The organism is Niveispirillum lacus, assembly GCF_002251795.1.
Lineage (GTDB): Bacteria > Pseudomonadota > Alphaproteobacteria > Azospirillales > Azospirillaceae > Niveispirillum > Niveispirillum lacus.
The window spans coordinates 13,251-35,448 of record NZ_NOXU01000024.1; the positions used below are offsets into that span (position 1 = coordinate 13,251).

Here is a 22,198-nt window from a genome sequence, read left to right on the forward strand (position 1 = left end):
CTTAGCCTTTTTTCATCACCAGGGTAGACCAGTCCCCCAGCCGATAACGCTTGATCAGGCGCAGGCCCTGGGCGCGGTGAGCGTTGATGACCAGTGGTTCCTGGCGGTGCAACAGGCCCGACAGAATGCAGATACCGCCGGACACCAAATACTTGTTCAAATCCGGCGACATCTTCGCCAGTGGGCGGGCCAGGATATTGGCAACGATCATATCGAACTTGCCATGGCGGCGCACCGCTTCAGCGGCATAGCCATTGGCGGCATACAGCTTCACCAGTTTATGCACACGGTTCAGGCGGGCATTCTCTGTGGCGATCTCAATCGAAAGTTTGTCGATATCGACCCCAATCACCGGCTTATGTGCCAGTTTGGCGATGGCGAAGGCCAGGATGCCCGACCCGCAGCCCATGTCCAGCGCATTGCGGAAACTGTTGCGCCCTTTGGCCGCATACTCGGAAATGGCGCGCAGGCAGCCCTGGGTCGTCGCGTGTTCACCGGATCCGAAGGCCATGGCGGCTTCGATCTGAAGCCCCATCTTGCCCTTGGGCACGGGTTTCTTGTGATGGCTGCCATGGATAAAGAAGCGCCCCGCCTCAATCGGCGGAAAGGACAGATAGGTCTGGGTTACCCAGTCGATGGGGGCCAGCGGTTCCTTGGTCAGTTCCGGTTCCGCGATACCATGGGCGGCGGCCAGTACGGCCAGCTTCAGTCCAATGCGGCTGGTGTCAGGTTCATTATAGGAGGTGCATTCGATCAGCCACTGGCCGCCCTCCTGCAATTCAAAGGTAGAGACGGCATCAACATGCGGCTCCACGATATCGGCGAAAACAGGAACCAGCGCCTCCGGCACCTCAAACGCGACACGCCACATCGGCTGCATGGAACTCTCCGCCCTTTATCCGTCACAATTCATATCCGTCGGACCTTTCTAGTCGCAAGGCGGCACCCCGGCAATGGCCCTTTGCGGCACAGACATCTGCGGGAAAGTGCGCCATTGCCAGCGCGGAAACATTCCGTAACGGAAGGTGCATGTACTGCCGCAATCTTTCGCAACCCCGAAACATAACCATCATGGTTCCGACGGAAACACGTCAAATCACTGAAATATAACAATGCTATCCGCCCATTGTGCGCCGCAGCAACCATGCCGGCGACCAAAGGGATGCCCATAATGAACTCTCGTCATCTGATCACCGGTACGGCGCTCGCCACCCTGTTCGCCGTCTCCCCCACGCTTGCCCAGACCACACAGGTGGCTGCGGCCGCCCCGATGCTGGAAGAGATCATCGTTTATGGCCGTGGCGAAGCTCGCCAGGTGCAGGGTGTAACCCAGGCCGTCATCGCCCTGGAAGCGCCGGGCACCAGCCCGCTGAAGGCCATTGAGAACCTGCCCGGCGTCAGCTTCCAGTCGGCGGATCCGTTCGGCGCCTACGAATGGTCGACCCGCATCAGCATCCGTGGCTTCAACCAGAACCAGTTGGGTTTCACGCTGGATGGGGTGCCGCTGGGCGACATGTCCTATGGCAACCATAACGGTCTGCACATCTCCCGCGCCATCAGCAGTGAGAATATCGACCAGGTGACGGTGGCGCAGGGGGCGGGTTCGTTGGCCACCGCATCCACCAGCAATCTCGGCGGCACGGTGCAGTTCACCTCTCGCCGCCCGGCCAAGGAAGCAGGCGCCTACATCGCCGGCACCGCCGGCAGCGAAAAGACAGGCCGCGGGTTTGTGCGCCTGGACACGGGCGAACTGTCCACCGGCACCAGCGCCTATATCAGCTATACCCGTCAGAATGCCGACAAGTGGAAGGGCGATGGCGTCCAACGCCAAGACCAGATGAATTTTAAGGTCGTTCAAACAGTGGGCGAGGGCGAGATCAGCGCCTGGGTCAACTGGTCCGACCGGGCCGAGAATGACTACCAGGACCTGTCCAAGGAAATGATCGGCCGTCTGGGTTACGACTGGGACAATTTCGCCAAGGATTGGGCCACGGCGCTGCGTGTCGCCGACATCTATAACCGTCTGGTCACCGGTCCTTTCCCGGGCAAGATCACGTCGGTCGACGATGCCTACTACGATGCGGCGGGCCTGCGTGAGGATACGATTGCGGCGGTGAACTTCACCTATCCGCTGACCGACGCGCTGAAACTGGACGTGACGGGTTATGGCCACAAGAATGATGGGCAGGGCCTGTGGTTCACGCCCTATGTGGTCACGCCGGGTGGCGCGCCGATGTCCATCCGCACCACCGAATATGGCATTGAACGTTTTGGCGGCGTTGGCCAGTTGACGGCTGAGATCGGCGATCACACGGTCAGCGGCGGTTTCTGGGTCGAACAGAATGACTTCAGCCACGCGCGCCGCTTCTACAGCCTGAACCGCGCCAGCCCGGGCCGTTCCTCCACGCAGTTCCAGCGCGGGCCCTTCTTTACACAGTGGCAGTACGATTTCGACACCGAAACGCGGCAGTTTAACCTGTCCGACACGTGGAAGCTGACGGACGCCCTGACGCTGACGGCGGGCTTCAAGTCCGTAAAGGTCGAGAACACGGCCAAGACTTTGATCGGCCCCGTCAAGAACGGCACCATCAAGGCCGAGGATAACTTCCTGCCTCAGGCTGGTTTCGTCTATGAACTGACCGATGAACACCAGATCTTCGGTTCTTATGCCGAAAACATCCGTACGTTCGAAAGCTCCAACACGGCGGGCCCCTTCTCCACCACCCAGGACGGTTTCAACGCCATCCGCAACAGTCTGGAGCCCGAAAGCAGCCGGACCATCGAGCTGGGTTGGCGCTTTAATGTCGGGATGGTTCAGGGCGTGGTCGCCGCCTATGACGTCCAGTTCGATGACCGCCTGCTGGCCCTGACCCTGGGGCCTGGCATCGTCGGCAACCCGGCGGCCTTGCAGAATGTCGGTGGCGTGTCGACGCGCGGTATTGAGGCCGGCGCCACGGTAGTTGTGACGGACGCTGTCTCCATCGTTGCCTCCTACACCTACAATGACAGCACGTACGACGATAACGTGCGGGGCGCCAACGGGGCTGTGACAGCGGCGACCGATGGCAAGACCGTCGTGAACGCGCCCAAGAACCTGCTGCGCGGTGAACTGAAGTACGATGACGGCAATCTCTATGCCTCGGCCAGCGCTGCCTATACCGGCAAGCGTTACTACACCTACCTGAATGACGCCTCCGTGGAAGGCTATACGCTGGCGGAAATCAGCGTCGGTTACCGGTTTGAAGGCAATGCCTGGCTGGAAGGGACCGAGCTGCAGGCCAATGTGACCAACCTGTTCGACAAGGAACATGTGTCGACCATCGGTTCCAACGGCTTCACCAACAGCGACCCGACGGGCACGTCGCAGACCCTGCTGGCCGGCGCTCCGCGTCAGTTCTTCGTGTCGCTGAAGAAGCAGTTCTAATCCTGTCAGGTCCTCAGACGCCGGTGCGGTTTCCGGTCAGGCGGAAACCGCTCACACCCACCGGCACCCTTTGACTGTCTCTCTTCCCTTTTTGAAACTGGGGCGGGCCTTGGGCCCGCCCCTTCTTTCTATTCGGAGGCCCCCAATGTCCCGCCCTCTTCTTGACCGCCGTCTGCTGCTGACCGGGCTGGCCGCTGCCCCGCTGATGGCCCAGGCAGCCCAAGCCCAGCCCGTGCGCCGCCTGCCGGAAACCGTCGCCCCAACCCGCATCGCCTTTGGGTCCTGCGCGCATCAAACCAAGGAGCAGCCCATCTGGGACGCCATCCTGGCCGCCAAACCCGACCTGATGATTCTGCTGGGTGACAATGTCTATCTCGACACCCGTAATGTCGAGGATATGAAGGCCAAATACGCCATGCTGGCGGCCAAGCCGGGCTTCCAGAAGTTGCGCGATTCAGTGCCCATCATTGCCACCTGGGACGATCATGATTTCGGCGAAAATGATGCCGGCGCCGAATATCCGATGAAGGAGCAGAGCCGGCAGTTGTTCTGCGATTTCTTTGGTGAAGCGCCCAACAGCATCCGCCGCACCCAGCCCGACGGCATCTACACTTCCTATGAAGTCGGCCCCCGGGGCCGGCGGTTACAGATTATCCTGCCCGACCTGCGCTGGAACCGCACGCCCCTGGCCACCATCGACATGGGCGGCAAGGGCTATGAGGACTGGGCCAAGGCCCGGCATGAGGCGGGCCAAAGCGTGCCCGGTCCCTATGCCCGCCTGCCGGAAGGGGCGGCTACACAGTTGGGTGACACGCAGTGGCAATGGCTGGAAGCGCAGTTGTCCCGCCCCGCCGATGTGCGCATCCTGGCCTCATCTCTGCAGGTCGTGTCGGATTTTCCGGGCTGGGAGGCCTGGATCAACTTCACTCATGACCATCAGCGCCTGATCGAGGCCATCCGGGAGCGTCGGGCCAACGGGCTGTTCTGTATTTCCGGCGATACACATTATGCGGAAATCTCCCGCCTAGACTGGAACGTGCCCTATCCGCTCTGGGATTTCACCTCGTCGGGTTTGACCGAAGTCTGGCCGGTGCTGCCGCCCAATGCCCGCCGGGTGGGCGACGCCTACCGCGCGCAGAATTTCGGCCTGATCGAGCTTGATTGGGCGGCCAAGCGGGTCACGGTGACCATTCGCGATGTGACCGGGGTGGAGCAGTTACGTCAGGTTCTGGCGCTGTCCGACCTGCAGGTGGGCTAGGCCCCTAACGCACCCTTCGAAAACGAAGATGGCGGGCCGTCCCAACCAGGAGACGGTCCGCCATTTCTCGATAGCCTCTCGGCTTCAGCCGGATGGGCACAAACCATATTAAACCGCACAAGAGCGGCGGCTTCGCCGCGATAAATCCGGCCGATGGTCCGGCCGCCCGTCATCTGGGCTGGTCGGTTTTGGCGGGGATTGGTCCTGATTGCCCCCGTCATGAGAAGAATGGTGCGCCCCCGCCGCCAGGGTGACAACGCCCAAAGGGGCATGTTGCGGGGGCGAAAAATCCCGCCTGCTGCATGGCTGCGTTAACGGATGCATGCCACCCGTGCCACGCGCAGGGGGACGGATGCTTGACACCCGGCCCCAACCGGCTCACTTAATCGGTACCAAATTGGTCCTGTATTGAGAAAGGTTCGCAACGTCCATGCTGCGGCTCAGCAAAATGACGGATTACGCCGTGGTGGTCCTGACCACCCTGGCGCATGCCGACAGCGCGCTGCACACGGCCAATTCCCTGGCCGACCGCACGGGCCTGCCGATGCCAACGGTGCAAAAGCTGTTGAAGCTGCTGACACGGGGCGACCTTTTGCAATCGCACCGGGGGGCGGCGGGCGGCTACAGCCTGTCGCGCACACCCGACCGGATCAATGTGGTGGACATCATTGAGGCGATCGAGGGGCCGATAGCGCTGACCGATTGCGTTGATGGTGGTTCCGGCGGGTGCGGGGTGCAAAGCCTGTGTTCGCGCAAGAACCACTGGGAAAAGGTGAACAGCGCCGTGCGCCGCGCGCTGGAGGATGTGACGCTGGCCGACATGGCCACCCCGGCTTTGTTCGATTTCGAGCGTGGACCGGTGCCCAGCACCGTTCTCGCCGGTTGAACAGACAAGGGTTGAAGGGTTTGAAGGGGAGCGACAGCTATGGCCGCCACTGAGCAGACGATCGAACAGGTGAAGAACCTGGCGGAGGGGAAGTACAAGTACGGCTTCTTCACCGATATCGAGTCGGAAACAGCACCCAAGGGCCTGTCCGAAGACATCGTCCGCTTCATCTCCGCCAAGAAGGGCGAGCCGGAATGGCTGCTGGAATGGCGCCTCAAGGCCTATCGCCACTGGCTGACCATGGAAGAGCCGGACTGGGCCAAGCTGCATTACCCGCCCATCGATTACCAGGACAGCTATTACTATTCGGCACCGAAGACCACGGCCGGCCCAAAGTCACTGGACGAGGTCGATCCCGAACTGTTGAAGACCTATGAGAAGCTGGGCATCCCCCTGAAGGAACAGGCCATCCTGGCCGGTGTCGAGGGGGCAGGCGACAGCCCGTCCATCGCGGTCGATGCTGTGTTCGACTCGGTATCGGTGGCCACCACCTTCAAGAAGAAGCTGGAGGAAAAGGGCATCGTCTTCTGTTCCATCTCTGAGGCGGTGAAGACCCATCCCGATCTGGTGCGCCAGTATCTGGGGACGGTCGTGCCCTATTCCGACAATTACTTCGCGACCCTGAACTGTGCGGTCTTCACCGATGGCAGCTTCGTCTACATCCCCAAGGGCGTGCGCTGCCCCATGGAACTGTCCACCTATTTCCGCATCAACGCGAAGAATACCGGGCAGTTTGAGCGCACCCTGATCATCGCCGACGAAGGCTCCTACGTCTCCTACCTGGAGGGCTGCACCGCCCCGCAGCGTGACGAGAACCAGTTGCACGCCGCCGTGGTGGAGTTGGTGGCGCTGGATGACGCCACCATCAAGTACTCAACGGTCCAGAACTGGTATCCGGGCGATGAGAATGGCAAGGGCGGCATCTATAATTTTGTGACCAAGCGCGCTGCCTGCCGCGGCCGCAACTCCAAGGTCAGCTGGACCCAGGTCGAAACCGGCTCCGCCATCACCTGGAAGTATCCGAGCTGTATCCTGCAGGGCGACAATTCGGTGGGCGAGTTCTACTCCGTCGCCATCACCAACAATATGCAGCAGGCCGATACTGGCACGAAGATGATCCATATCGGGAAGAATACCCGGTCGACCATCATCTCCAAGGGTATCTCCGCCGGTAAGGCGCAGAACACCTATCGCGGCCTGGTCCGCATCCTGCCCAAGGCGCAGAACGCCCGGAATTTCACCCAGTGCGACAGTTTGCTGATCGGCGACAAATGCGGGGCGCACACCGTTCCCTATATCGAAAGCCGCAACCGGACTGCACGGGTGGAGCATGAGGCGACGACAGCCAAAATCTCCGAGGACCAGCTGTTCTATTGCCGCCAGCGCGGCCTGAAGGAAGAAGACGCGGTCGGCCTGATCGTGAACGGCTTTTGCAAGGAAGTGCTGAAGGAACTGCCCATGGAATTCGCCGTGGAAGCGCAGAAGCTGGTGGCGATCAGTCTGGAGGGGTCTGTGGGGTAAGGCTCTCAACCGCTATGCCGTCCCTCCCCGTCATCCCCGCGCAAGCGGGGACCCAGCGTGAGGCGCGGTTAGCGCCGATATGAGTCATCTCACGGCTATCGCCACTCTCATCGGGTCCCAGCACATCAAGGGGATAGGAGGGAAGGGCGGAGGTAAAGGAACAGATGCCCGGCTATGTCTATATCCTGGCCAGTGCACGCAACGGGACGCTCTATATTGGCGTGACCAGCGACATGGGCCGACGGATTTGGGAACACCGGGAAGGTTTGGTTGAAGGGTTCGCAAAGCGGTATGGCATCAAGACTCTGGTCTACTATGAAGCGTTCGAGCGGATCGACGATGCGATCCATCGCGAAAAACGCCTGAAGAAGTGGAACCGGGCCTGGAAGCTGGAGCTGATCGAATCGTCCAACCCGGATTGGAACGATTTGAGTTCAACGTTGCTGTAGATCGCTTTACGGCCATTCCCGCGCAAGCAGGAACCGTGAGGCACCATCGGCACCGATACAAGTTATGTCGCGGCTATCGCCGCTCTCGCTGGGTCCCCGCTTTCGCGGGGATGACGGTGGAGGGGGCGGGGTTGTAGAGCAAAGACAGGAACCGGATTAGGTCCGGCAGTACGGAGCAGCAAATGTCCCTGATCGAAATCAAGAACCTGCACGCCACGGTGGATGGCAAGGCGATCCTGAAGGGGGTCGATCTGACCATCAATGCGGGTGAGGTGCATGCCATCATGGGCCCCAACGGGGCTGGCAAAAGCACGCTGTCCTATGTGCTGGCGGGCCGCGAGGGCTATGAGATCACAGAAGGGTCCGTCACCTTCGGCGGGCAGGACCTGCTGTCCATGGAAATCGAAGAGCGGGCCGCCGCTGGTCTGTTCCTGGCTTTCCAGTACCCGGTCGAAATCCCCGGCGTCAGCAACACCACCTTCCTGAAGGAAGCGTTGAACGCCATCCGCAAGACGCGGGGCGAGGCGCCGCTGGATGCCATGCAGTTCCTGAAGCTGATCCGGGCCAAGGCCAAGGATCTGTCGATGACCGATGACATGATCAAGCGCGCCGTCAATGTCGGCTTCTCCGGCGGCGAGAAGAAGCGCAATGAAGCGCTGCAGATGGCCGTGCTTCAGCCGAAACTGGCGATCCTGGACGAGACCGATAGCGGTCTGGATATCGACGCGCTGAAGATCGTGGCCGAAGGTGTGAACAAGCTGCGCGGGCCTGAACGCGGCATGCTGGTCATCACCCACTATCAGCGCCTGCTGGACTATATTGTGCCCGACGTCGTGCATGTGCTGGCCAATGGCCGCATCGTGAAGTCGGGCGGCAAGGATCTGGCACTGGAGCTGGAAGCCAACGGCTATGCCCAATTCGGCGTGACCGAGGCGGCCTGATCCATGGTTGCCCCCGGCGTCCGTATCAGCATCGAATATGACGTGCCGGTCACGGGACCGGACGCCGAAATCGTGCTGGGCGGGCTGATGGCCTATAACGCGGCTGCATTGCCGCCTGCCCAGGGGCGGTTCGTGATGGTGGCGGGCGAGGCGGATACGGGTGCCCTGCGGGCGGGCCTGTCGCTGACCCAATGGGGCCGCGACGCCTATTGTTTCTGGGGCGCCTGGACCATTCCTGACATCGATCCCGGTCCCGCCATTGCTTCGGTGCTGGCCCGGACGGAGGCTGAACTGGCACGCCGGGACGCCGACCGGATGATCATGGTGGTGCGCGCGCATGACGACACCACCCCCTACCTGGCCGCCGGCTATGGCGTGCGGCAGGTGATCGGGCCGCATATCAGGGGCGGGGTCTTCACCATCCTGGAAAAGCGGATCGGCAGGGGCGAGGCTTTGATGCCCGCCGGCTTTGCGCTGGCTGTGCATGAACCGGCGCCAAAGCATCTGGCCAAGGAAATCTGGCGCATCACCGATGCCCGCCGGCAGGCGGTGTTGGGCGCGCCCGTGAAACTGGTATCGGCCTATGTCCGCGATATCGTGACCAACGCCCCGCGCGGGGCCGCCCTTTGTTATGCCGTAGACAGCGACTTCATGGTCGACATGGTCTGGCTGGACGACAGTCTGCGCGGCACCGGTACCGGTTTTTCCATGCTGGCCACAGCATTGGATGAGGGGCGCAGGCTGGGCTGCACACGGGCGGCGGTGGAGACGATGGATTGCCAGGCGCCCCAATTTTATCCGCTGCATGGGTTCCGGCGTTTCGGCTGTGCCGAATATGACGTGCCGGGCCTGAACATGAACTTCTACGATATGAAGCTTTGAATGATGCGCGACGAACAGAACCAGACGGCCAAAGGTTTCGTGGAACAGGTGGTGGCGTTGGCCCCCGCCCTGTCCGGTGCGCGCGGCGAGGGGCTGGCGCGCTTTGCCAAGGCCGGCCTGCCCAGCACGCGGGTCGAAGCCTGGAAATTCACCAATCTGCGCGGGTTGGACAAGTTGACCCTGGGTCCGGCGCCGGACGCAGCGGCGGTAACGGTGGATGCCATCCCCACCGCCCTGGAGACGCCCGGCCCCCGTCTGGTGTTTGTCGCCGGACAGTATCGCGCCGACCTGTCGCGTGTAGATGACCTGCCCGACGGCGTGGTGCTGTCGTCCCTGGCCGCGGAGGCGACGCCCATGTTGGGGGATGGACCGCTGCGCACGCTGAACAGCGCTTTGTCGTCGCAGGGGGCGGTCCTGCGCGTGGCAGCCGGCTTGAAGCTGGCCAGCCCTGTAGAGCTGGTCTTCATTGCCGCGACAGCGGGGGACAAGGCCGCCTTGTGGAACCCGCGTATTGTCATCGACATTGCCGACGGGGCCGAGGCCACGGTGGTGGAACATCACGTCGGTGCCAATGCGGACGCCTATGTCAGCAACATCGTTGCTGATGTAACCGTCGGCATCGCTGCCCGACTGCATCATTACAAGCTTCAGGCCGAGGGGCTGGACGCCTGGCATCTGGCCAATGTGTCCACCCATCTTGCCCAGGATGCTGTCTATGACACCTTTGTGCTGAATCTTGGGGCGCGCCTGGCCCGGCATGAGGCGCGTCAGGTGCTGGATGGCACCGGCATTGAGGCGCGGGTGTCCGGTGCCTACGCCATCACGGGTAACCAGGTCAGCGACATCACCACCCTGATCGACCATGCCAAGCCGCATTGCACCAGCCGTGAGGTGGTGAAGGGCGTGATCGACGGGTCGGCCCGCGCCGTATTCCAGGGCAAGATCATCGTGCGCCCCGATGCGCAGAAGACCGATGGCTATCAGTTGAATCGCGCCCTGCTGCTGTCGGAACAGGCGGAGATCAATTCTAAACCGGAACTTGAAATCTATGCCGACGATGTGAAGTGCAGCCACGGCGCCACGGCGGGTGAGTTGGACGAGGACCAGATGTTCTATCTGCGCGCCCGTGGCATCCCGCGCAATGCTGCCCGCGTGCTGCTGATCGGCGCCTTCCTGGACGAGGCGCTGGAAGAGATTATCAACGAGACGGTGAGGGCCTATTTCCGTGCCCGCGCCGAGGCCTGGATGGGGGCGCGCTGATCCGATGCCTGACAGCCTGTTCCGCAGTCTTGATCTGACCCTGACCCACTGCCACCCGGCGGATGGGGCGGTCATGATGTGGCTGCATGAACGGGCGCTTGCGGCGGAACGGGCCGCCTTGGGGATGGATCGTCGGCCACTGGGCCTGTTCATCCGCGACATGGACGGGGTGATCCAGGCCGGGGCCGTTCTCTGGCTCTATGGTCCGGATGCCTACATTCACGTGCTGTGGGTGGATGCGCCCTGGCGAGGAAAGCGGCTGGGGGCAGCCCTGCTGGTCGCGGCGGAAAATGCCGCTGTCGCGGCAGGCACCAACCGGCTTTACCTGTCGACCATGGGGTTTCAGGGAGCCGATTTTTATCCGCGCTATGGCTTTGAAAGCCAGGGTGTGTTTGCTGATTTCACTCGGGGTCATGACCGGCATTATTTCAGCAAGACGCCCCTGACCGCGTCGCCTTCTCTGCCGCTGCCTCCCGGACTGTTTCTGCACCGCGCCGAGGCACCCGATGCGGCCGATATCGCCGCAGTGGAAAATGGGCTGGACGCGCATTGGTATCTGACCATCCCCGACCCCTACACCGAGATCACGGTGCAGGCCGTGGATGGCGCTGGCACCCGCGTGGCCGCTGGTCTGGCGGTGCTGGACGGTGCCTATCTGACCTTGGTCGACCTGCAGACCGACCCCGACTGGCGCGGCAAGGGCGTAGGGCGGCAGGTGCTGGGGGAACTGGAACGGTTAGGGGCCGAGGCAGGGTGCTGTTGGGCCACGGTGATGCCCATGAGTTACCAGTCACCGGATTTCTTCGTGCATCTTGGTTATGCCCGCCGCATGCGGGTGGAGAATTACCTTCTGGGCCAGGGCCGCGATTGGTTGCGGCGGGCCATCGGGGATGAATAATGGCTGATCTGTTGAACCCGACCCTGGGCAATGCCCCCTATGACGTCATGCGCGTGCGTCAGGATTTCCCGATCCTGACCCGTCTGGTGCATGAAAAAAAGGGTCGTGCCGGCAAACCGCTGATCTACCTGGACAATGGTGCGTCCGCGCAGAAACCGCGCGCCGTGATCGACGCGATGAGCCACCTGCTGGAAAACGATTACGCCAATGTGCATCGCGGCGTGCATTTTCTGTCGCAGCGCTCGACCGACCTGTATGAGGCGACGCGTGACAAGGTGGCGGCATTCCTGAACGCGCCAAGCCGGGAGAATATCGTCTTCACCCGTAACGCGACGGAGGCGTTCAACCTGCTGGCCAATAGCTGGGGCGGGCGGTTCCTGTCGGCGGGCGACGCGGTCGTCATCTCCTGGATGGAACATCACGCCAATATCGTGCCCTGGCAGCTTCTGCGCGACCGGATCGGCATCAATATCAAGGTCGTGCCCGTCCTGGATGATGGCTCACTCGACATGGACGCCTACGAGGCGATGCTGACGCCCGAGGTGAAACTGGTCTCCATCACCCATGCCAGCAATGTGCTGGGCACCGTCAACCCGGCGGCCCGCATCGCCCGGCTGGCCCATGCCAAAGGCATCCTGGTCGCGTTCGACGGCAGCCAGGCCGCCGTGCATCAGCCGGTCGATGTGCAAGCCATCGACGCTGATTTCTATATCTTCACGGGGCATAAGCTATACGGCCCCACCGGCATCGGCGTGTTCTATGGCCGCAAGGAGCTGCTGGACAAGATGCCCCCCTGGCAGGGTGGCGGTGACATGATCAGCACGGTCAGTTTCGAGAACACAACCTATCGTGAGGCCCCGTACCGGTTTGAGGCCGGGACACCGGCCATCGTGGAAGGGGTTGGGCTGGGTGCTGCCATCGACTATGTGAGCACGTTAGGCATGAGTGCCATTCAGGCCCATGAACAACGCCTGTTGGCCTATGCCACGCACCGCCTGTCAGAGGTGGAGGGTTTGCGCATCATCGGCACGGCCCCGGACAAGGCCGCCATCATCAGCTTCACCATGGATGGCATCCATCCCCACGATATCGGCACCTTACTCGACCGTGGCGGGGTGGCGGTAAGGGTGGGCCGCCATTGCGCCGAACCGCTGATGGACCGGTTCGGGGTGGGGGCCACGGCGCGGGCCAGCTTCGGCCTGTACAATACCGAGGCGGAGGTGGATGCGTTGGTCGACGCGGTCCAGGCCTGCAAAGCCTTTTTCGGATAAGGGCGGATAGCCATATGTTTGATGATCTGCGCGACCTTTACCAGGAAGTCATCCTGGACCACGGGAAGAACCCGCGAAATTTCGGCAAGCCCGCCGCTTTCAACCGCACGGCACGGGGCGACAACCCCATGTGCGGCGACAAGATCGCCATCTATCTGACCGTCGGCGACGACGGCACCATTCAAGACCTGCATTTCGACGGTCGCGGCTGCGCCATCAGCCAGGCGAGCGCCAGCCTGATGACCGAAATCCTGCGGGGCAAGTCGATGAAGGAAGCCGAGGCCCTGTTCGGCTATTTCCACGACATGTGCACCAAGGACGAGGATGATCAGGGCGACCATGGCACCCTGGATGAGGATGCCACGGACAAGCTGGCGGTCATGTCGGGCGTGCGCGAATTCCCCATGCGGGTGAAATGCGCCACGCTGGCCTGGCACACGATGAATGCCGCCCTGCATGGCGAAGCCACCACCTCCACTGAAAACGCGTCCTTCTGAGCGGACATTGACCATGAGCCACAGCCACCGCCCCATCGCACCCGACATTTCCATGGGCAGCCCCGTGGACATTCCGGCGGACGAAAAGCTGCCCGCTGACGCGCCCCTCTATGACCGGGTGGTGGAGGCGCTGCGCACCGTCTATGACCCGGAAATTCCGGTGAATATCTATGAGTTGGGGCTGATCTATCGCTGCGACGTCGACGTCGACGGCGATGTCGAAATCGACATGACCCTGACGGCCCCCGCCTGCCCCGTGGCCGGTGAGATGCCGGGTCAGGTGCAGCAGGTGGTGGCCGCTGTCGAAGGTGTGGCCAGCGTGCATGTCGAACTGATCTGGGAACCCGCCTGGGACCCCAGCCGCATGAGCGACGATGCCCGCATCGCGCTGAATATGTTCTGAGGTTGAGGAGGATAGAATGGCCCGTGCATTGCCCAAGGCCTTGACCCTGACCGACGCCGCGGCAGAGCGTGTCAGGGAACTGATGGCGCGGTCGGAAAAGCCGCTGATCGGCCTGCGCGTGGGCGTGAAGACCCGCGGCTGTTCGGGCATGTCCTATTTCGTGGAATATGCCGAGGAGAAGAAGAAGTTCGAGGAGGTGGTGGAGGATAAGGGTGTCACCATCCTGATCGACCCCGCCGCCACCATGTTCCTGATCGGCAGCGAAATGGACTATGCCGAAGACAAGTTCCAGTCCGGCTTCACCTTCAAGAACCCCAATGAGAAAGCCCGCTGCGGGTGCGGGGAGAGTTTTTCGGTGTGAGGGGGCAGGCTGCACCGCCGCCCTGGCTTCCCCAGGATAGCGGGTTGGGATAAACTTTCGTAAACGTCATCCCATCAGAGCCTGCCAATGCCGCCAAAGCCCCGGAAGATGCCGAAAGCCACCATGGTCGGGCTTACCTTTTCGGTGTCGATGCTTTTCTCGATCCTGCTGCCCGATCCGCACCAGATCTACGTTATGGCCGGGTTGTTTCTGGTGTTCATTGTCACCTTCACCTATTTCATGCGCCATCCTTGATTGCTCCCCCTACCCTGTCCGACGCCGCTGTTGCCGTCCTGACGACACCCGACGCAAGCGAAAAGGCCCGCCTGAGCCGCGCCTTTGCCGCCGCTTGGCGCGACGGTGCCATCAAAGACCTGGGCCGCGCCACCCCGCCCGCCCGGCCCGCGCGTCCGGCAAGGCCAGCACTGTGCCACCCCAAGGACATGCCCAAGCGTGGCAAGGGCCAGTCGGTCGCCAACCGCATCGCGCTGTTGCACGCCATCGCCCATATTGAGCTGAACGCCATTGATCTGGCCTGGGACATCCTGGCGCGGTTTCAGCATCTGCCCGACGGCACCCCCCTGCCCATCGCCTTCCACACCGATTGGCTGCGGGTGGCGGATGAGGAGGCGTTGCATTTCACCATGGTGGCCGACCGTCTGGCCAGCCTTGGTGCGGCCTATGGTGACCTGCCCGCCCATGATGGGCTGTGGCAGGCATCGGAGGCGACGGCGCATGATCTGCCCGCCCGGCTGGCCGTCGTGCCCATGGTGCTGGAGGCACGCGGCCTGGATGTCACGCCGGCCATTATCGACAGCCTGACCAGGGCCGGCGACCATGACAGTGTGGCGGTGCTGGAGATCATCCTGCGCGACGAGGTCGGGCATGTCGCCACAGGCCGCCGCTGGTTCCAGGTGGCGGCGCAAAGCATGGGGCAGGAGGCCGGCCCCTGGTGGCAGCATCTGGTCCGCACCCATTTCAAGGGCGAGCTGAAGCGCCCCTTCAACGGCCTGTCGCGCGACCTGGCGGGCTTGCCTTCGGATTGGTATGAGCCATTGGCCGGGAATTGATCCGGTCTAATGCTTATGAACTATGTTCATTTGCTCTGGCCTGTGACATCCTGCACCACAGGGCGATGGAACAGGGGCAGGCAATGCGAATGATGTTGGAGGTGGGGCTGTTGGCGCTGTGCGCCGTGCTGTTCCTGCTGATGGCGGCCTTGGCCGTGAAGGCCCAAACCCCGCAGCCCACCCAGGCCAAGCAAGCGCCGCCCGTGGAAGAAGAGATCATCGTGAATGGTCGCCGCAACCAGCCCAGCTTTCAGGAAGAGTGGGAGCATCACCGTCAGGAATATGATCGCCTCAGCAAGATTTACGGCGATCCTTTCACCCCCAACCGCCGCCTGGACCGGATGACCGACACGCCCAATCCCGACGGTGGTAAAAGCGTGATGCGCAGCCCCGGCAGCGACAGTGTCCAGGGCCGCCCGAGCCGCCCCAACTGACCCCCCTCTCCGTTACAGCCTGTTTACAATGCGTGTCTTGGCCCCATGGCGGGAAACGGTAGGATGGCGGCCGATATATTCTGAACGATTGTCGGAGCGCCTATGTCCGCCGTCACCCGCCGCACCGCCGTTACCGGCTTGTTTGCCCTGTCTGCGACCACCCTGGCGCTGGAGGGGATCATGCCGCGTCTGGCGCTGGCGGGTCAGGACAGCCCCGCCGACAAGGCGCTGAACGATTTTCTGGAAAAGTGCTGGCAGGATGATCTGGCGCGCAGCCCGGAACAGCGGACACGTATGGGCCTTCCCGGTCCCCATGACCGTTGGACCCTGCCGGATGAGGCATTTGGGCAGTTGAACCTGTCAATCACGGCCCAACAATTGAAGGCCCTGCGCGGCTTCGATATCGACGCCCTGTCACCCACGGCGCGGGTTTCCTACAAGCTGTTTGAAGGACAGTTGCAGCGGGCCATCGACACCTATCGCTGGCGCCATCATGGCTATGCCGTCAGCCATCTCCAGGGTGCCCATACGGACATTCCCTCCTTTCTGATCGGCTATCACGCCGTCACCAACGCTGCCGATGCCCACGATTATGTAAAGCGGCTGGAAGGTGTGGCCGCCGTTATCGATATCGCGGCGGAGAATATGCGGCGTGAGGCCAAGGCCGGCGTCCTGCCCCCCGCCTTCAGTTTCGGCCGCATCGCAGAGGCGGCGCGTAATGTCATCGCCGGCGCACCGTTTGAGACGGGGGCCAAGGAAGACAGCCCGCTGCTGGCCGACCTGAAGGACAAGGTGGGCAAGCTGACCATCGCAGAGGCAGAGAAAAAGGCCCTGATCGCCGCTGGCACCAAGGCGCTTGTGCAGGGCGTAAAACCCGCCTATGAGCGCTTCCTGGCCACCGTCGCCGCGCTGGCGGCCCAGCAGAAGGACAGCAACGGCGTCTGGGCCCTGCCGCAGGGGGCTGATTTCTATAAGGCGCAGATCAAGCTGCATACCGGCCTCGACATGGATGCCGATGAGATCCATGCCCTGGGTCTGGCCGAAACCGCCCGTCTGCATGACGAGTTGCGCGACGCCATGGCCAAACTGGGCTTCAAGGGCAGCGTGCAGGATTTCTTCACCTTCGTGCGCACCGACCCGTCGGTTCGCTTCCCCGACACCGATGCTGGTCGCCAGGAATATCTGGCCACTGCCACCCGCTATATCGACGCGATGGCCGCACGCCTGCCGGAGATATTCGGAACCCTGCCCAAGGCCAAGGTGGTGGTGAAGCCGGTGGAGGCCTATCGCGAGAAGGCCACGCCCAGCGCCTTCTATGAGCCCTCATCCCCCGACGGCACGCGCCCCGGTGTCTTCTACGCCAACCTTTACGATATGTCCGTGCAGACGCGCCACGATCTGGAGGCCTTGTGCCATCATGAGGCCCTGCCCGGCCATCATATGCAGATCGCCATCGCGCAGGAGGTGGACGGCCTGCCCACCTTCCGCAAATATGCCTGGGACACCGCCTATGGCGAAGGCTGGGCCATGTATACTGAACGCATGGCCAAGGAGTACGGTTTCTACAAGGAGCCGCTGTCAGAAGCCGGTCGCATCATCTCTGAACTGTTCCGGGCCGGGCGTCTGGTCCTGGATACCGGCATCCATCACAAGCGCTGGACGCGCGAACAGGCGGTCGCCTGGATGGACGAGAATACCGCCAACCCCATCGCCGACAATCGGACGGAGATCGACCGCTACTTCGTCTGGCCGGGTCAAGCCCTGGGTTACAAGATCGGCATGAACAGGATTCTGGACTTGCGGGAAAAGGCCAAGGCAGCACTGGGCTCGCGATTCGACATTCGCGCCTTCCACGATACCGTCCTGACCAACGGTGCCGTTACCCTGCCGATCCTGGAGGAAGTGGTGCAGGGCTGGATTGATCGGGAAGGCCAGAAAGTCTGACCCTTCGCCTTGCCGTCCCGTCAGGTATGGGAACGGGGCGCGATCACGCCCCGTCGCGCACGAACCGCCAAACACTGGCCGGCGGGATATTGGCGATGGTGAAGCCGACGCGCCGTCCCTTCAGGCCCAGCGCCTTGCGCCGGATCGGGGACCGGGCGGAATAGGTATAGGCATAGAAGGCGCGGCCCGGCGGCATCACCTCAAAAATCGCATCGACGATGGCGCGCTGATCCTCTACCGGGATCAGGATCATCGGCAGACAGACCAGAACCGTCCCCACCTTGCCACGCACATCCTCGGGCAGCATCGACCGGATGTCGGCAACGTCGCCTTCCAGCACATGGATTCCGGGGAAATGGCGGCGCAGGTAACCCGCCAACTCCGAATCGCGTTCCACAGTGAACAGCTTGTCGGCTGGCACCCCCGCTTCCAGGATGGCGCGCGTGACGGCACCGGTGCCACCGCCGAATTCCACAACGACCTCGTCCGGCCCGCGCGTGATCTGTGCCGCCATCAACCGCGACAGCGACGGGGCCGACGGCGTGATGGAGGCCATGGACAGGGGATTAGCCAGCCAACGTTTGAAGAACAGCCAAGCAGCGCTGGCTTCCTTGTGGGTACGCAGGGTGGCGTGGCTGTGGATCATTCTCTCAACCTGGCCGTGGTGCCGGCTTCAGACATCGCACGCCCTTTACCGCAATGCAACGACAGTGCCGTGACAACACAGGGATGCGTCGCCAAGCTCTGTCTTATGTGGGCTTACACGGCGCCGACCGCCAGCGCCGTTTCCATCTGTTCGGACAGGTCCAGCCATTCCATCTCTACCGCTTCAAGGTCACCGGAAACAGCGCCCAGTTCGATCTGCAGCTTGGTGACCTTATCCGACGGCCCCTCATAAAGTTTGGGATCGGCCAGCTTGCCTTCGATTTCCGTCTTGCGTTTGGTCAGGCTGGCCATCTTTTTTTCCGCAGCCTCGATCTGCCGACGCAAGGGGGCCAGTTGCTGGCGCAGTTCGGCGGCGGCGCGGCGTTCTTCCTTACGCGCATCACGGGCACCGGACTTATCGGCTGCGCTTCCCCCGCCGACCCCCGCTGCTGCCGCCCGCTCTGCCCGGCTTTTCTCCAACAGCAGGCGTTTGTAATCGTCCAGATCGCCATCAAACGGTTTGCAGGTCCCGTCATTGACAAGCCACAGACGATCGGCGGTCAGTTCCACAAGATAGGGATCGTGGCTGATGACGATGACCGCCCCTTCATAGTCGTTCAGCGCCTCGACCAGCGCCTCGCGGCTGTCGATATCCAAATGGTTGGTCGGTTCGTCCAGCATCAGGATGTGGGGTGCATCGCGCGTCATCATGGCCAGCAGCAGCTTGGCCTTCTCGCCCCCCGACAGGCTACCGATTTTGGTATCGGCCTTGGGCTGGGTAAAGCCGAAACGGCCCAGATGGGAGCGCGCTTGACCCTCCAGCGTGCCCGTCGGCATCACGGCCTGCATCTGCTGCAGGGCGGTCCAGTTCAGGTTCAGTTCGTCCGACTGATGCTGTGCAAAGTACCCCACGCGCAGCTTGGAGGACCGGAACATCTCCCCCGCCATCGGTGTCATGCGCCCGGCCAGCAGCTTGACCAGGGTGGACTTGCCATTACCATTGGCGCCCAGCAGCGCGATGCGGTCATCGGCATCGATACGCAAACCCAGCTTGCGCAACACCACACGGTCGCCATAGCCCACCGACACATTATCCAGCCGGATCAACGGTGGGGCCAGTTCGTCGGGCGAGGGGAAGTTGAAATTGACGGGCGTGTCATCAATGACCTGGATGCGCGGACCCAGCCGTTCAATCGCTTTGAGTTTCGACTGCGCCTGGGTCGCCTTGCTGGCCTTGGCCCGAAACCGGTCAACGAAGGCCTGAAGATGGGCGCGCTGGGCGTCCTGCTTGGCGGCCTGGGATTTGGCATGCTCCATCCGCATGGTGCGGACCTGCACGAACTGGTCGTAATTGCCGCCATAGGCCGTCAGCTTCAACTGGTCCAGATGCACGATGCTGGTCGGCACCCGGTTCAGCAGGCCACGGTCATGGCTCACAATCAGCATCGTGTGCGGGTAGTTACGAAGGTATTCCTCCAGCCACAGGGTCGCTTCCAGGTCCAGATGGTTGGTCGGCTCGTCCAGCAGCAGCAGGTCGGGTTCGGCGAACAGCACACCGGCCAGGGCCACACGCATGCGCCAGCCGCCGGAGAAATCCGAACAGGGGCGGCGTTGCGCCTCGGCATCGAAGCCCAGGCCCGACAGGATGCGCGCGGCACGGGCTTCCGCCGAATGGGCCTGGATATCGGACAGGCGGTGATGGATTTCGGCGATGCGCAGGGGATCGGTCGCGGTTTCCGCCTCCACCAGCAGGGCGGTGCGTTCGGTATCGGCAGCCAGAACGGCATCGATCAGCGACATTTCGCTGCCCGGCGCTTCCTGCTTCACCCAACCCATCTTCAGGCCGGCGGGCAGGGTGATGGCACCAGCATCGGCCTGCACCTCGCCCGCGATCAGACGGAGCAGAGTGGATTTGCCCGTGCCGTTCCGGCCCACCAGCGCCACACGATGGCCGGCGGGAATGGTGACGGAGGCCTGATCCAGCAACAAGCGGCCAGCGATGCGATAGGTGAGGTCGGTGATCTGCAGCATGATGACCGCCCCATACCATAATCCCAAGGGTCATGAAACATGGCCCTTGGGGGCCAGCGACGGCTGGCCCGCGGGCACGTGCCCGCGAAAGCCAAGCTGCCGGATGGCAGCGCCCGGCGTTTGAGGGAGAATGCATAACAGAGCGCAGAAGCGGGACGCATACATGGCCCGCCGGATAAGGCGTTGCAGCAACCCTGCACCCCCTGTATAAGCCGCCGCAGTTTCAAGCCTATGTCTTATGGAGATACCCATGGCTGTCGAACGGACGCTGTCGATCGTCAAGCCCGACGCGACCCGCCGCAACCTGACCGGCAAGATCAATGCCCGCTTCGAAGAAGCCGGCCTGCGCATCGTTGCCCAGAAGCGTGTCTGGCTGTCCAAGCAGCAGGCCGAGCAGTTCTACGACGTTCACCGCGAGCGTCCGTTCTTCGGCGAGCTGGTGTCCTTCATGATCTCCGGTCCGGTGGTCGTGCAGGTGCTGGAAGGTGAGAACGCCGTGGCTCGCAACCGCGAGATCATGGGCGCCACCAACCCGGCCAATGCCGCTGCCGGCACGATCCGCAAGGACTTCGCCGAGAGCATCGAGGCGAACTCCGTTCATGGCTCCGACAGCCTGGACAATGCCAAGATCGAGATCGCCTACTTCTTCGCCGGTACCGAAATCGTCGGCTGATCCAGCCCCGATTGACGGTTCCGACAGGAACACGTGATCAGTGAAAAACCGCCGGGGGCAATCTCGGCGGTTTTTCTTTTAGGTGGGCTCGATGTCGCACAAGTGTCCGCGCTTGCGACATTGACAGTCCATCACCCCAGATCGACGATCTTCACCTTCTTGCCGGCGATGGCCAGCGCCAGCTTGCCCTGTTTCAGGCGCAGGGCGGCGTCGCCGAACAGGTCGCGGCGCCAGCCTTTCAGGGCTTGGACATCGGCCTTATCATCGCCCGCGATGGCTTCCAGATCGGCGGCGTTGGCCACAAGGCGGCTGGCCACGTCATTATCGTCGCAGACCATTTTCAGCAGCACGCGCAGCAGCTCCACAATCGGGGCGATGCCAGGGGCCGGCTCCACGCGCGGTTCGGCACGCGGCAGGGCGCTGTCGGGGATGGCCTGGGCCGTCTTGATGGCAGCCAGGATTTCCGTGCCATACCGGCCCTGCGCCATGCCGGCACCCAGGCCGCGCGTGCGGCCCAGATCATCGACATTGTTGGGGGCGTGAGCGGCGATTTCCATCAGCGCCTCATCCCGCAGCACACGGTTGCGCGGCAGGTTCTTGCGCTGCGCCTCCCGCTCCCGCCAGGCGGCGACCTCTTTCAGGATGGCCAGGAAACGCGGCTTTTCGGTCCGCACTTTCAGGCGCTTCCAGGCATCCTCCGGCTCCGTTCGGTATGTCGCGGCATCGGTCAGGATGGCCATTTCATCTTCCAGCCAACCTTCACGACCCGTGCGGGTCAGCTTGGCGCGGATCTTTTCATAGGCCGGGCGCAGATGCGTGACGTCCGACAGCGCATATTGCAGTTGCCGGTCGGTCAGGGGGCGGTGCGACCAGTCGGTGAAACGGCTGGATTTATCGATACGGGCCGGCGTCAGCTTGGTGATCAGCGTCTCATACCCGACCGAGTCGCCAAAGCCGCAGACCATGGCCGCGACCTGCGTGTCAAACAGCGGGGCCGGCACCTGACCCGTCAGGTTCACGAAGATTTCCAGGTCCTGGCGGGCCGCGTGGAACACCTTCAGCACCTTGGGGTCAGCCAGCAGTTCGTAGAGCGGCGACAGGTCGATGCCAGGGGCCAGCGGGTCAATGGCGGCGGCCTCAGTCGGGCCGGCCACCTGAACCAGGCACAGTTCGGGCCAGTAGGTTTTTTCCCGCATGAATTCCGTATCGACGGTGACGTACTCGGCGTCACGGACACGGGCGATGAAGGCGGACAGGGCGTCGGTGGTGGTGATCAGGCTCATGGTCGCCTGTGATACAACAGCCCACCGCCCCTGTCGAATGCGGATATCCAGCGGGCCGGCATGCACG

At 62.6% G+C, this 22,198-nt stretch carries 22 protein-coding genes; 18 read left to right on the top strand and 4 right to left on the bottom strand.

Features of this window, described 5'->3' with window-relative positions:
* Position 1: 1 nt before the first annotated feature.
* Positions 2-880: a 50S ribosomal protein L11 methyltransferase gene (locus tag CHU95_RS05790; RefSeq protein WP_094454670.1), complete on the bottom strand. Its 879-nt coding sequence runs from the start codon at positions 878-880 to the stop codon at positions 2-4.
* 291 nt (positions 881-1,171) lie between these two features.
* Between CHU95_RS05790 and CHU95_RS05795 the strand changes: the two genes are divergently transcribed.
* The 17 genes from CHU95_RS05795 to CHU95_RS05870 all read left to right on the top strand — a co-directional run bounded on the left by CHU95_RS05795 (position 1,172) and on the right by CHU95_RS05870 (position 17,499).
* Entirely contained in the window at positions 1,172-3,424 is a 2,253-nt protein-coding gene (locus CHU95_RS05795) for a TonB-dependent receptor (RefSeq protein ID WP_165772033.1), read from the top strand.
* A gap of 145 nt (positions 3,425-3,569) precedes the next feature.
* Positions 3,570-4,682, top strand: a complete 1,113-nt coding sequence (locus tag CHU95_RS05800) for an alkaline phosphatase D family protein (RefSeq protein ID WP_094454672.1) — start codon at positions 3,570-3,572, stop codon at positions 4,680-4,682.
* Positions 4,683-5,112: 430 nt separating this feature from the next.
* Complete coding sequence (locus tag CHU95_RS05805; protein ID WP_094454674.1) at positions 5,113-5,568, top strand: SUF system Fe-S cluster assembly regulator; 456 nt, start codon at positions 5,113-5,115, stop codon at positions 5,566-5,568.
* Positions 5,569-5,607: 39 nt separating this feature from the next.
* Positions 5,608-7,089: a Fe-S cluster assembly protein SufB gene (sufB, locus tag CHU95_RS05810; RefSeq protein WP_094454676.1), complete on the top strand. Its 1,482-nt coding sequence runs from the start codon at positions 5,608-5,610 to the stop codon at positions 7,087-7,089.
* A gap of 164 nt (positions 7,090-7,253) precedes the next feature.
* Positions 7,254-7,538: a GIY-YIG nuclease family protein gene (locus CHU95_RS05815; protein ID WP_094454678.1), complete on the top strand. Its 285-nt coding sequence runs from the start codon at positions 7,254-7,256 to the stop codon at positions 7,536-7,538.
* 182 nt (positions 7,539-7,720) lie between these two features.
* Positions 7,721-8,479 carry a Fe-S cluster assembly ATPase SufC gene (gene sufC / locus CHU95_RS05820; protein ID WP_425435949.1) on the top strand — a complete coding sequence of 253 codons (759 nt, stop codon included), beginning with the start codon at positions 7,721-7,723 and terminating at the stop codon, positions 8,477-8,479.
* A 3-nt stretch (positions 8,480-8,482) separates the two neighbouring features.
* The gene (locus CHU95_RS05825) at positions 8,483-9,361 is read left to right on the top strand and encodes a hypothetical protein (RefSeq protein WP_094454680.1); all 879 of its coding nucleotides are present in this window, start codon (positions 8,483-8,485) and stop codon (positions 9,359-9,361) included.
* Complete coding sequence (gene sufD, locus CHU95_RS05830) at positions 9,362-10,621, top strand: Fe-S cluster assembly protein SufD (RefSeq protein ID WP_094454682.1); 1,260 nt, start codon at positions 9,362-9,364, stop codon at positions 10,619-10,621.
* Positions 10,622-10,625: 4 nt separating this feature from the next.
* Complete coding sequence (locus CHU95_RS05835; protein ID WP_094454684.1) at positions 10,626-11,519, top strand: GNAT family N-acetyltransferase; 894 nt, start codon at positions 10,626-10,628, stop codon at positions 11,517-11,519.
* Positions 11,519-12,790, top strand: a complete 1,272-nt coding sequence (locus CHU95_RS05840; RefSeq protein ID WP_094454686.1) for a cysteine desulfurase — start codon at positions 11,519-11,521, stop codon at positions 12,788-12,790. Before CHU95_RS05835 ends, CHU95_RS05840 begins: the two co-directional genes overlap by 1 nt.
* 14 nt (positions 12,791-12,804) lie before the next feature.
* Positions 12,805-13,287: a Fe-S cluster assembly sulfur transfer protein SufU gene (gene sufU / locus CHU95_RS05845; protein WP_094454688.1), complete on the top strand. Its 483-nt coding sequence runs from the start codon at positions 12,805-12,807 to the stop codon at positions 13,285-13,287.
* Positions 13,288-13,300: 13 nt separating this feature from the next.
* A complete protein-coding gene (locus CHU95_RS05850) occupies positions 13,301-13,690 on the top strand; it encodes an SUF system Fe-S cluster assembly protein (RefSeq protein ID WP_094454690.1) in 390 nt (129 codons plus the stop codon).
* A gap of 16 nt (positions 13,691-13,706) precedes the next feature.
* Positions 13,707-14,051, top strand: coding sequence for a HesB/IscA family protein (locus tag CHU95_RS05855; protein ID WP_094454692.1), 345 nt, complete (start codon positions 13,707-13,709; stop codon positions 14,049-14,051).
* 108 nt (positions 14,052-14,159) lie between these two features.
* Positions 14,160-14,306: a hypothetical protein gene (locus CHU95_RS22350; protein WP_165772034.1), complete on the top strand. Its 147-nt coding sequence runs from the start codon at positions 14,160-14,162 to the stop codon at positions 14,304-14,306.
* Positions 14,303-15,121 (top strand): ferritin-like domain-containing protein, encoded by an 819-nt coding sequence (locus CHU95_RS05860; protein ID WP_094454694.1) that lies wholly within the window; start codon positions 14,303-14,305, stop codon positions 15,119-15,121. The genes CHU95_RS22350 and CHU95_RS05860 overlap by 4 nt, the downstream gene beginning before the upstream one ends.
* 83 nt (positions 15,122-15,204) lie before the next feature.
* Positions 15,205-15,555, top strand: a complete 351-nt coding sequence (locus CHU95_RS05865) for a hypothetical protein (RefSeq protein ID WP_133065447.1) — start codon at positions 15,205-15,207, stop codon at positions 15,553-15,555.
* Positions 15,556-15,657: 102 nt separating this feature from the next.
* On the top strand, positions 15,658-17,499 hold the full coding sequence (locus CHU95_RS05870; RefSeq protein ID WP_094454698.1) for a DUF885 domain-containing protein: 1,842 nt from the start codon (positions 15,658-15,660) through the stop codon (positions 17,497-17,499).
* A 43-nt stretch (positions 17,500-17,542) separates the two neighbouring features.
* On the opposite strand, the gene CHU95_RS05875 is transcribed toward CHU95_RS05870, so the two are convergent.
* Positions 17,543-18,145: a class I SAM-dependent methyltransferase gene (locus CHU95_RS05875; RefSeq protein ID WP_094454700.1), complete on the bottom strand. Its 603-nt coding sequence runs from the start codon at positions 18,143-18,145 to the stop codon at positions 17,543-17,545.
* 113 nt (positions 18,146-18,258) lie between these two features.
* Positions 18,259-20,175 (bottom strand): ABC-F family ATP-binding cassette domain-containing protein, encoded by a 1,917-nt coding sequence (locus tag CHU95_RS05880; protein ID WP_094454702.1) that lies wholly within the window; start codon positions 20,173-20,175, stop codon positions 18,259-18,261.
* Between the two features lie 250 nt (positions 20,176-20,425).
* Between CHU95_RS05880 and ndk the strand changes: the two genes are divergently transcribed.
* Positions 20,426-20,848 (top strand): nucleoside-diphosphate kinase, encoded by a 423-nt coding sequence (ndk, locus tag CHU95_RS05885; protein ID WP_054166643.1) that lies wholly within the window; start codon positions 20,426-20,428, stop codon positions 20,846-20,848.
* 131 nt (positions 20,849-20,979) lie between these two features.
* Here the strand turns inward: ndk and rnd are convergent, their stop codons facing one another.
* Positions 20,980-22,131, bottom strand: a complete 1,152-nt coding sequence (rnd, locus tag CHU95_RS05890) for a ribonuclease D (protein ID WP_094455116.1) — start codon at positions 22,129-22,131, stop codon at positions 20,980-20,982.
* Positions 22,132-22,198: the final 67 nt, after the last annotated feature.

Bases quoted from the DNA above. Each gene is read 5' to 3' on its own strand.
- CHU95_RS05790 (WP_094454670.1), bottom strand. From the start codon at position 880: ATGCAGCCGATGTGGCGTGTCGCGTTTGAGGTGCCGGAGGCGCTGGTT.
- CHU95_RS05795 (WP_165772033.1), top strand. From the start codon at position 1,172: ATGAACTCTCGTCATCTGATCACCGGTACGGCGCTCGCCACCCTGTTC.
- CHU95_RS05800 (WP_094454672.1), top strand. From the start codon at position 3,570: ATGTCCCGCCCTCTTCTTGACCGCCGTCTGCTGCTGACCGGGCTGGCC.
- CHU95_RS05805 (WP_094454674.1), top strand. From the start codon at position 5,113: ATGCTGCGGCTCAGCAAAATGACGGATTACGCCGTGGTGGTCCTGACC.
- sufB (WP_094454676.1), top strand. From the start codon at position 5,608: ATGGCCGCCACTGAGCAGACGATCGAACAGGTGAAGAACCTGGCGGAG.
- CHU95_RS05815 (WP_094454678.1), top strand. From the start codon at position 7,254: ATGCCCGGCTATGTCTATATCCTGGCCAGTGCACGCAACGGGACGCTC.
- sufC (WP_425435949.1), top strand. From the start codon at position 7,721: ATGTCCCTGATCGAAATCAAGAACCTGCACGCCACGGTGGATGGCAAG.
- CHU95_RS05825 (WP_094454680.1), top strand. From the start codon at position 8,483: ATGGTTGCCCCCGGCGTCCGTATCAGCATCGAATATGACGTGCCGGTC.
- sufD (WP_094454682.1), top strand. From the start codon at position 9,362: ATGATGCGCGACGAACAGAACCAGACGGCCAAAGGTTTCGTGGAACAG.
- CHU95_RS05835 (WP_094454684.1), top strand. From the start codon at position 10,626: ATGCCTGACAGCCTGTTCCGCAGTCTTGATCTGACCCTGACCCACTGC.
- CHU95_RS05840 (WP_094454686.1), top strand. From the start codon at position 11,519: ATGGCTGATCTGTTGAACCCGACCCTGGGCAATGCCCCCTATGACGTC.
- sufU (WP_094454688.1), top strand. From the start codon at position 12,805: ATGTTTGATGATCTGCGCGACCTTTACCAGGAAGTCATCCTGGACCAC.
- CHU95_RS05850 (WP_094454690.1), top strand. From the start codon at position 13,301: ATGAGCCACAGCCACCGCCCCATCGCACCCGACATTTCCATGGGCAGC.
- CHU95_RS05855 (WP_094454692.1), top strand. From the start codon at position 13,707: ATGGCCCGTGCATTGCCCAAGGCCTTGACCCTGACCGACGCCGCGGCA.
- CHU95_RS22350 (WP_165772034.1), top strand. From the start codon at position 14,160: ATGCCGAAAGCCACCATGGTCGGGCTTACCTTTTCGGTGTCGATGCTT.
- CHU95_RS05865 (WP_133065447.1), top strand. From the start codon at position 15,205: ATGCGAATGATGTTGGAGGTGGGGCTGTTGGCGCTGTGCGCCGTGCTG.
- CHU95_RS05870 (WP_094454698.1), top strand. From the start codon at position 15,658: ATGTCCGCCGTCACCCGCCGCACCGCCGTTACCGGCTTGTTTGCCCTG.
- CHU95_RS05875 (WP_094454700.1), bottom strand. From the start codon at position 18,145: ATGATCCACAGCCACGCCACCCTGCGTACCCACAAGGAAGCCAGCGCT.
- CHU95_RS05880 (WP_094454702.1), bottom strand. From the start codon at position 20,175: ATGCTGCAGATCACCGACCTCACCTATCGCATCGCTGGCCGCTTGTTG.
- ndk (WP_054166643.1), top strand. From the start codon at position 20,426: ATGGCTGTCGAACGGACGCTGTCGATCGTCAAGCCCGACGCGACCCGC.
- rnd (WP_094455116.1), bottom strand. From the start codon at position 22,131: ATGAGCCTGATCACCACCACCGACGCCCTGTCCGCCTTCATCGCCCGT.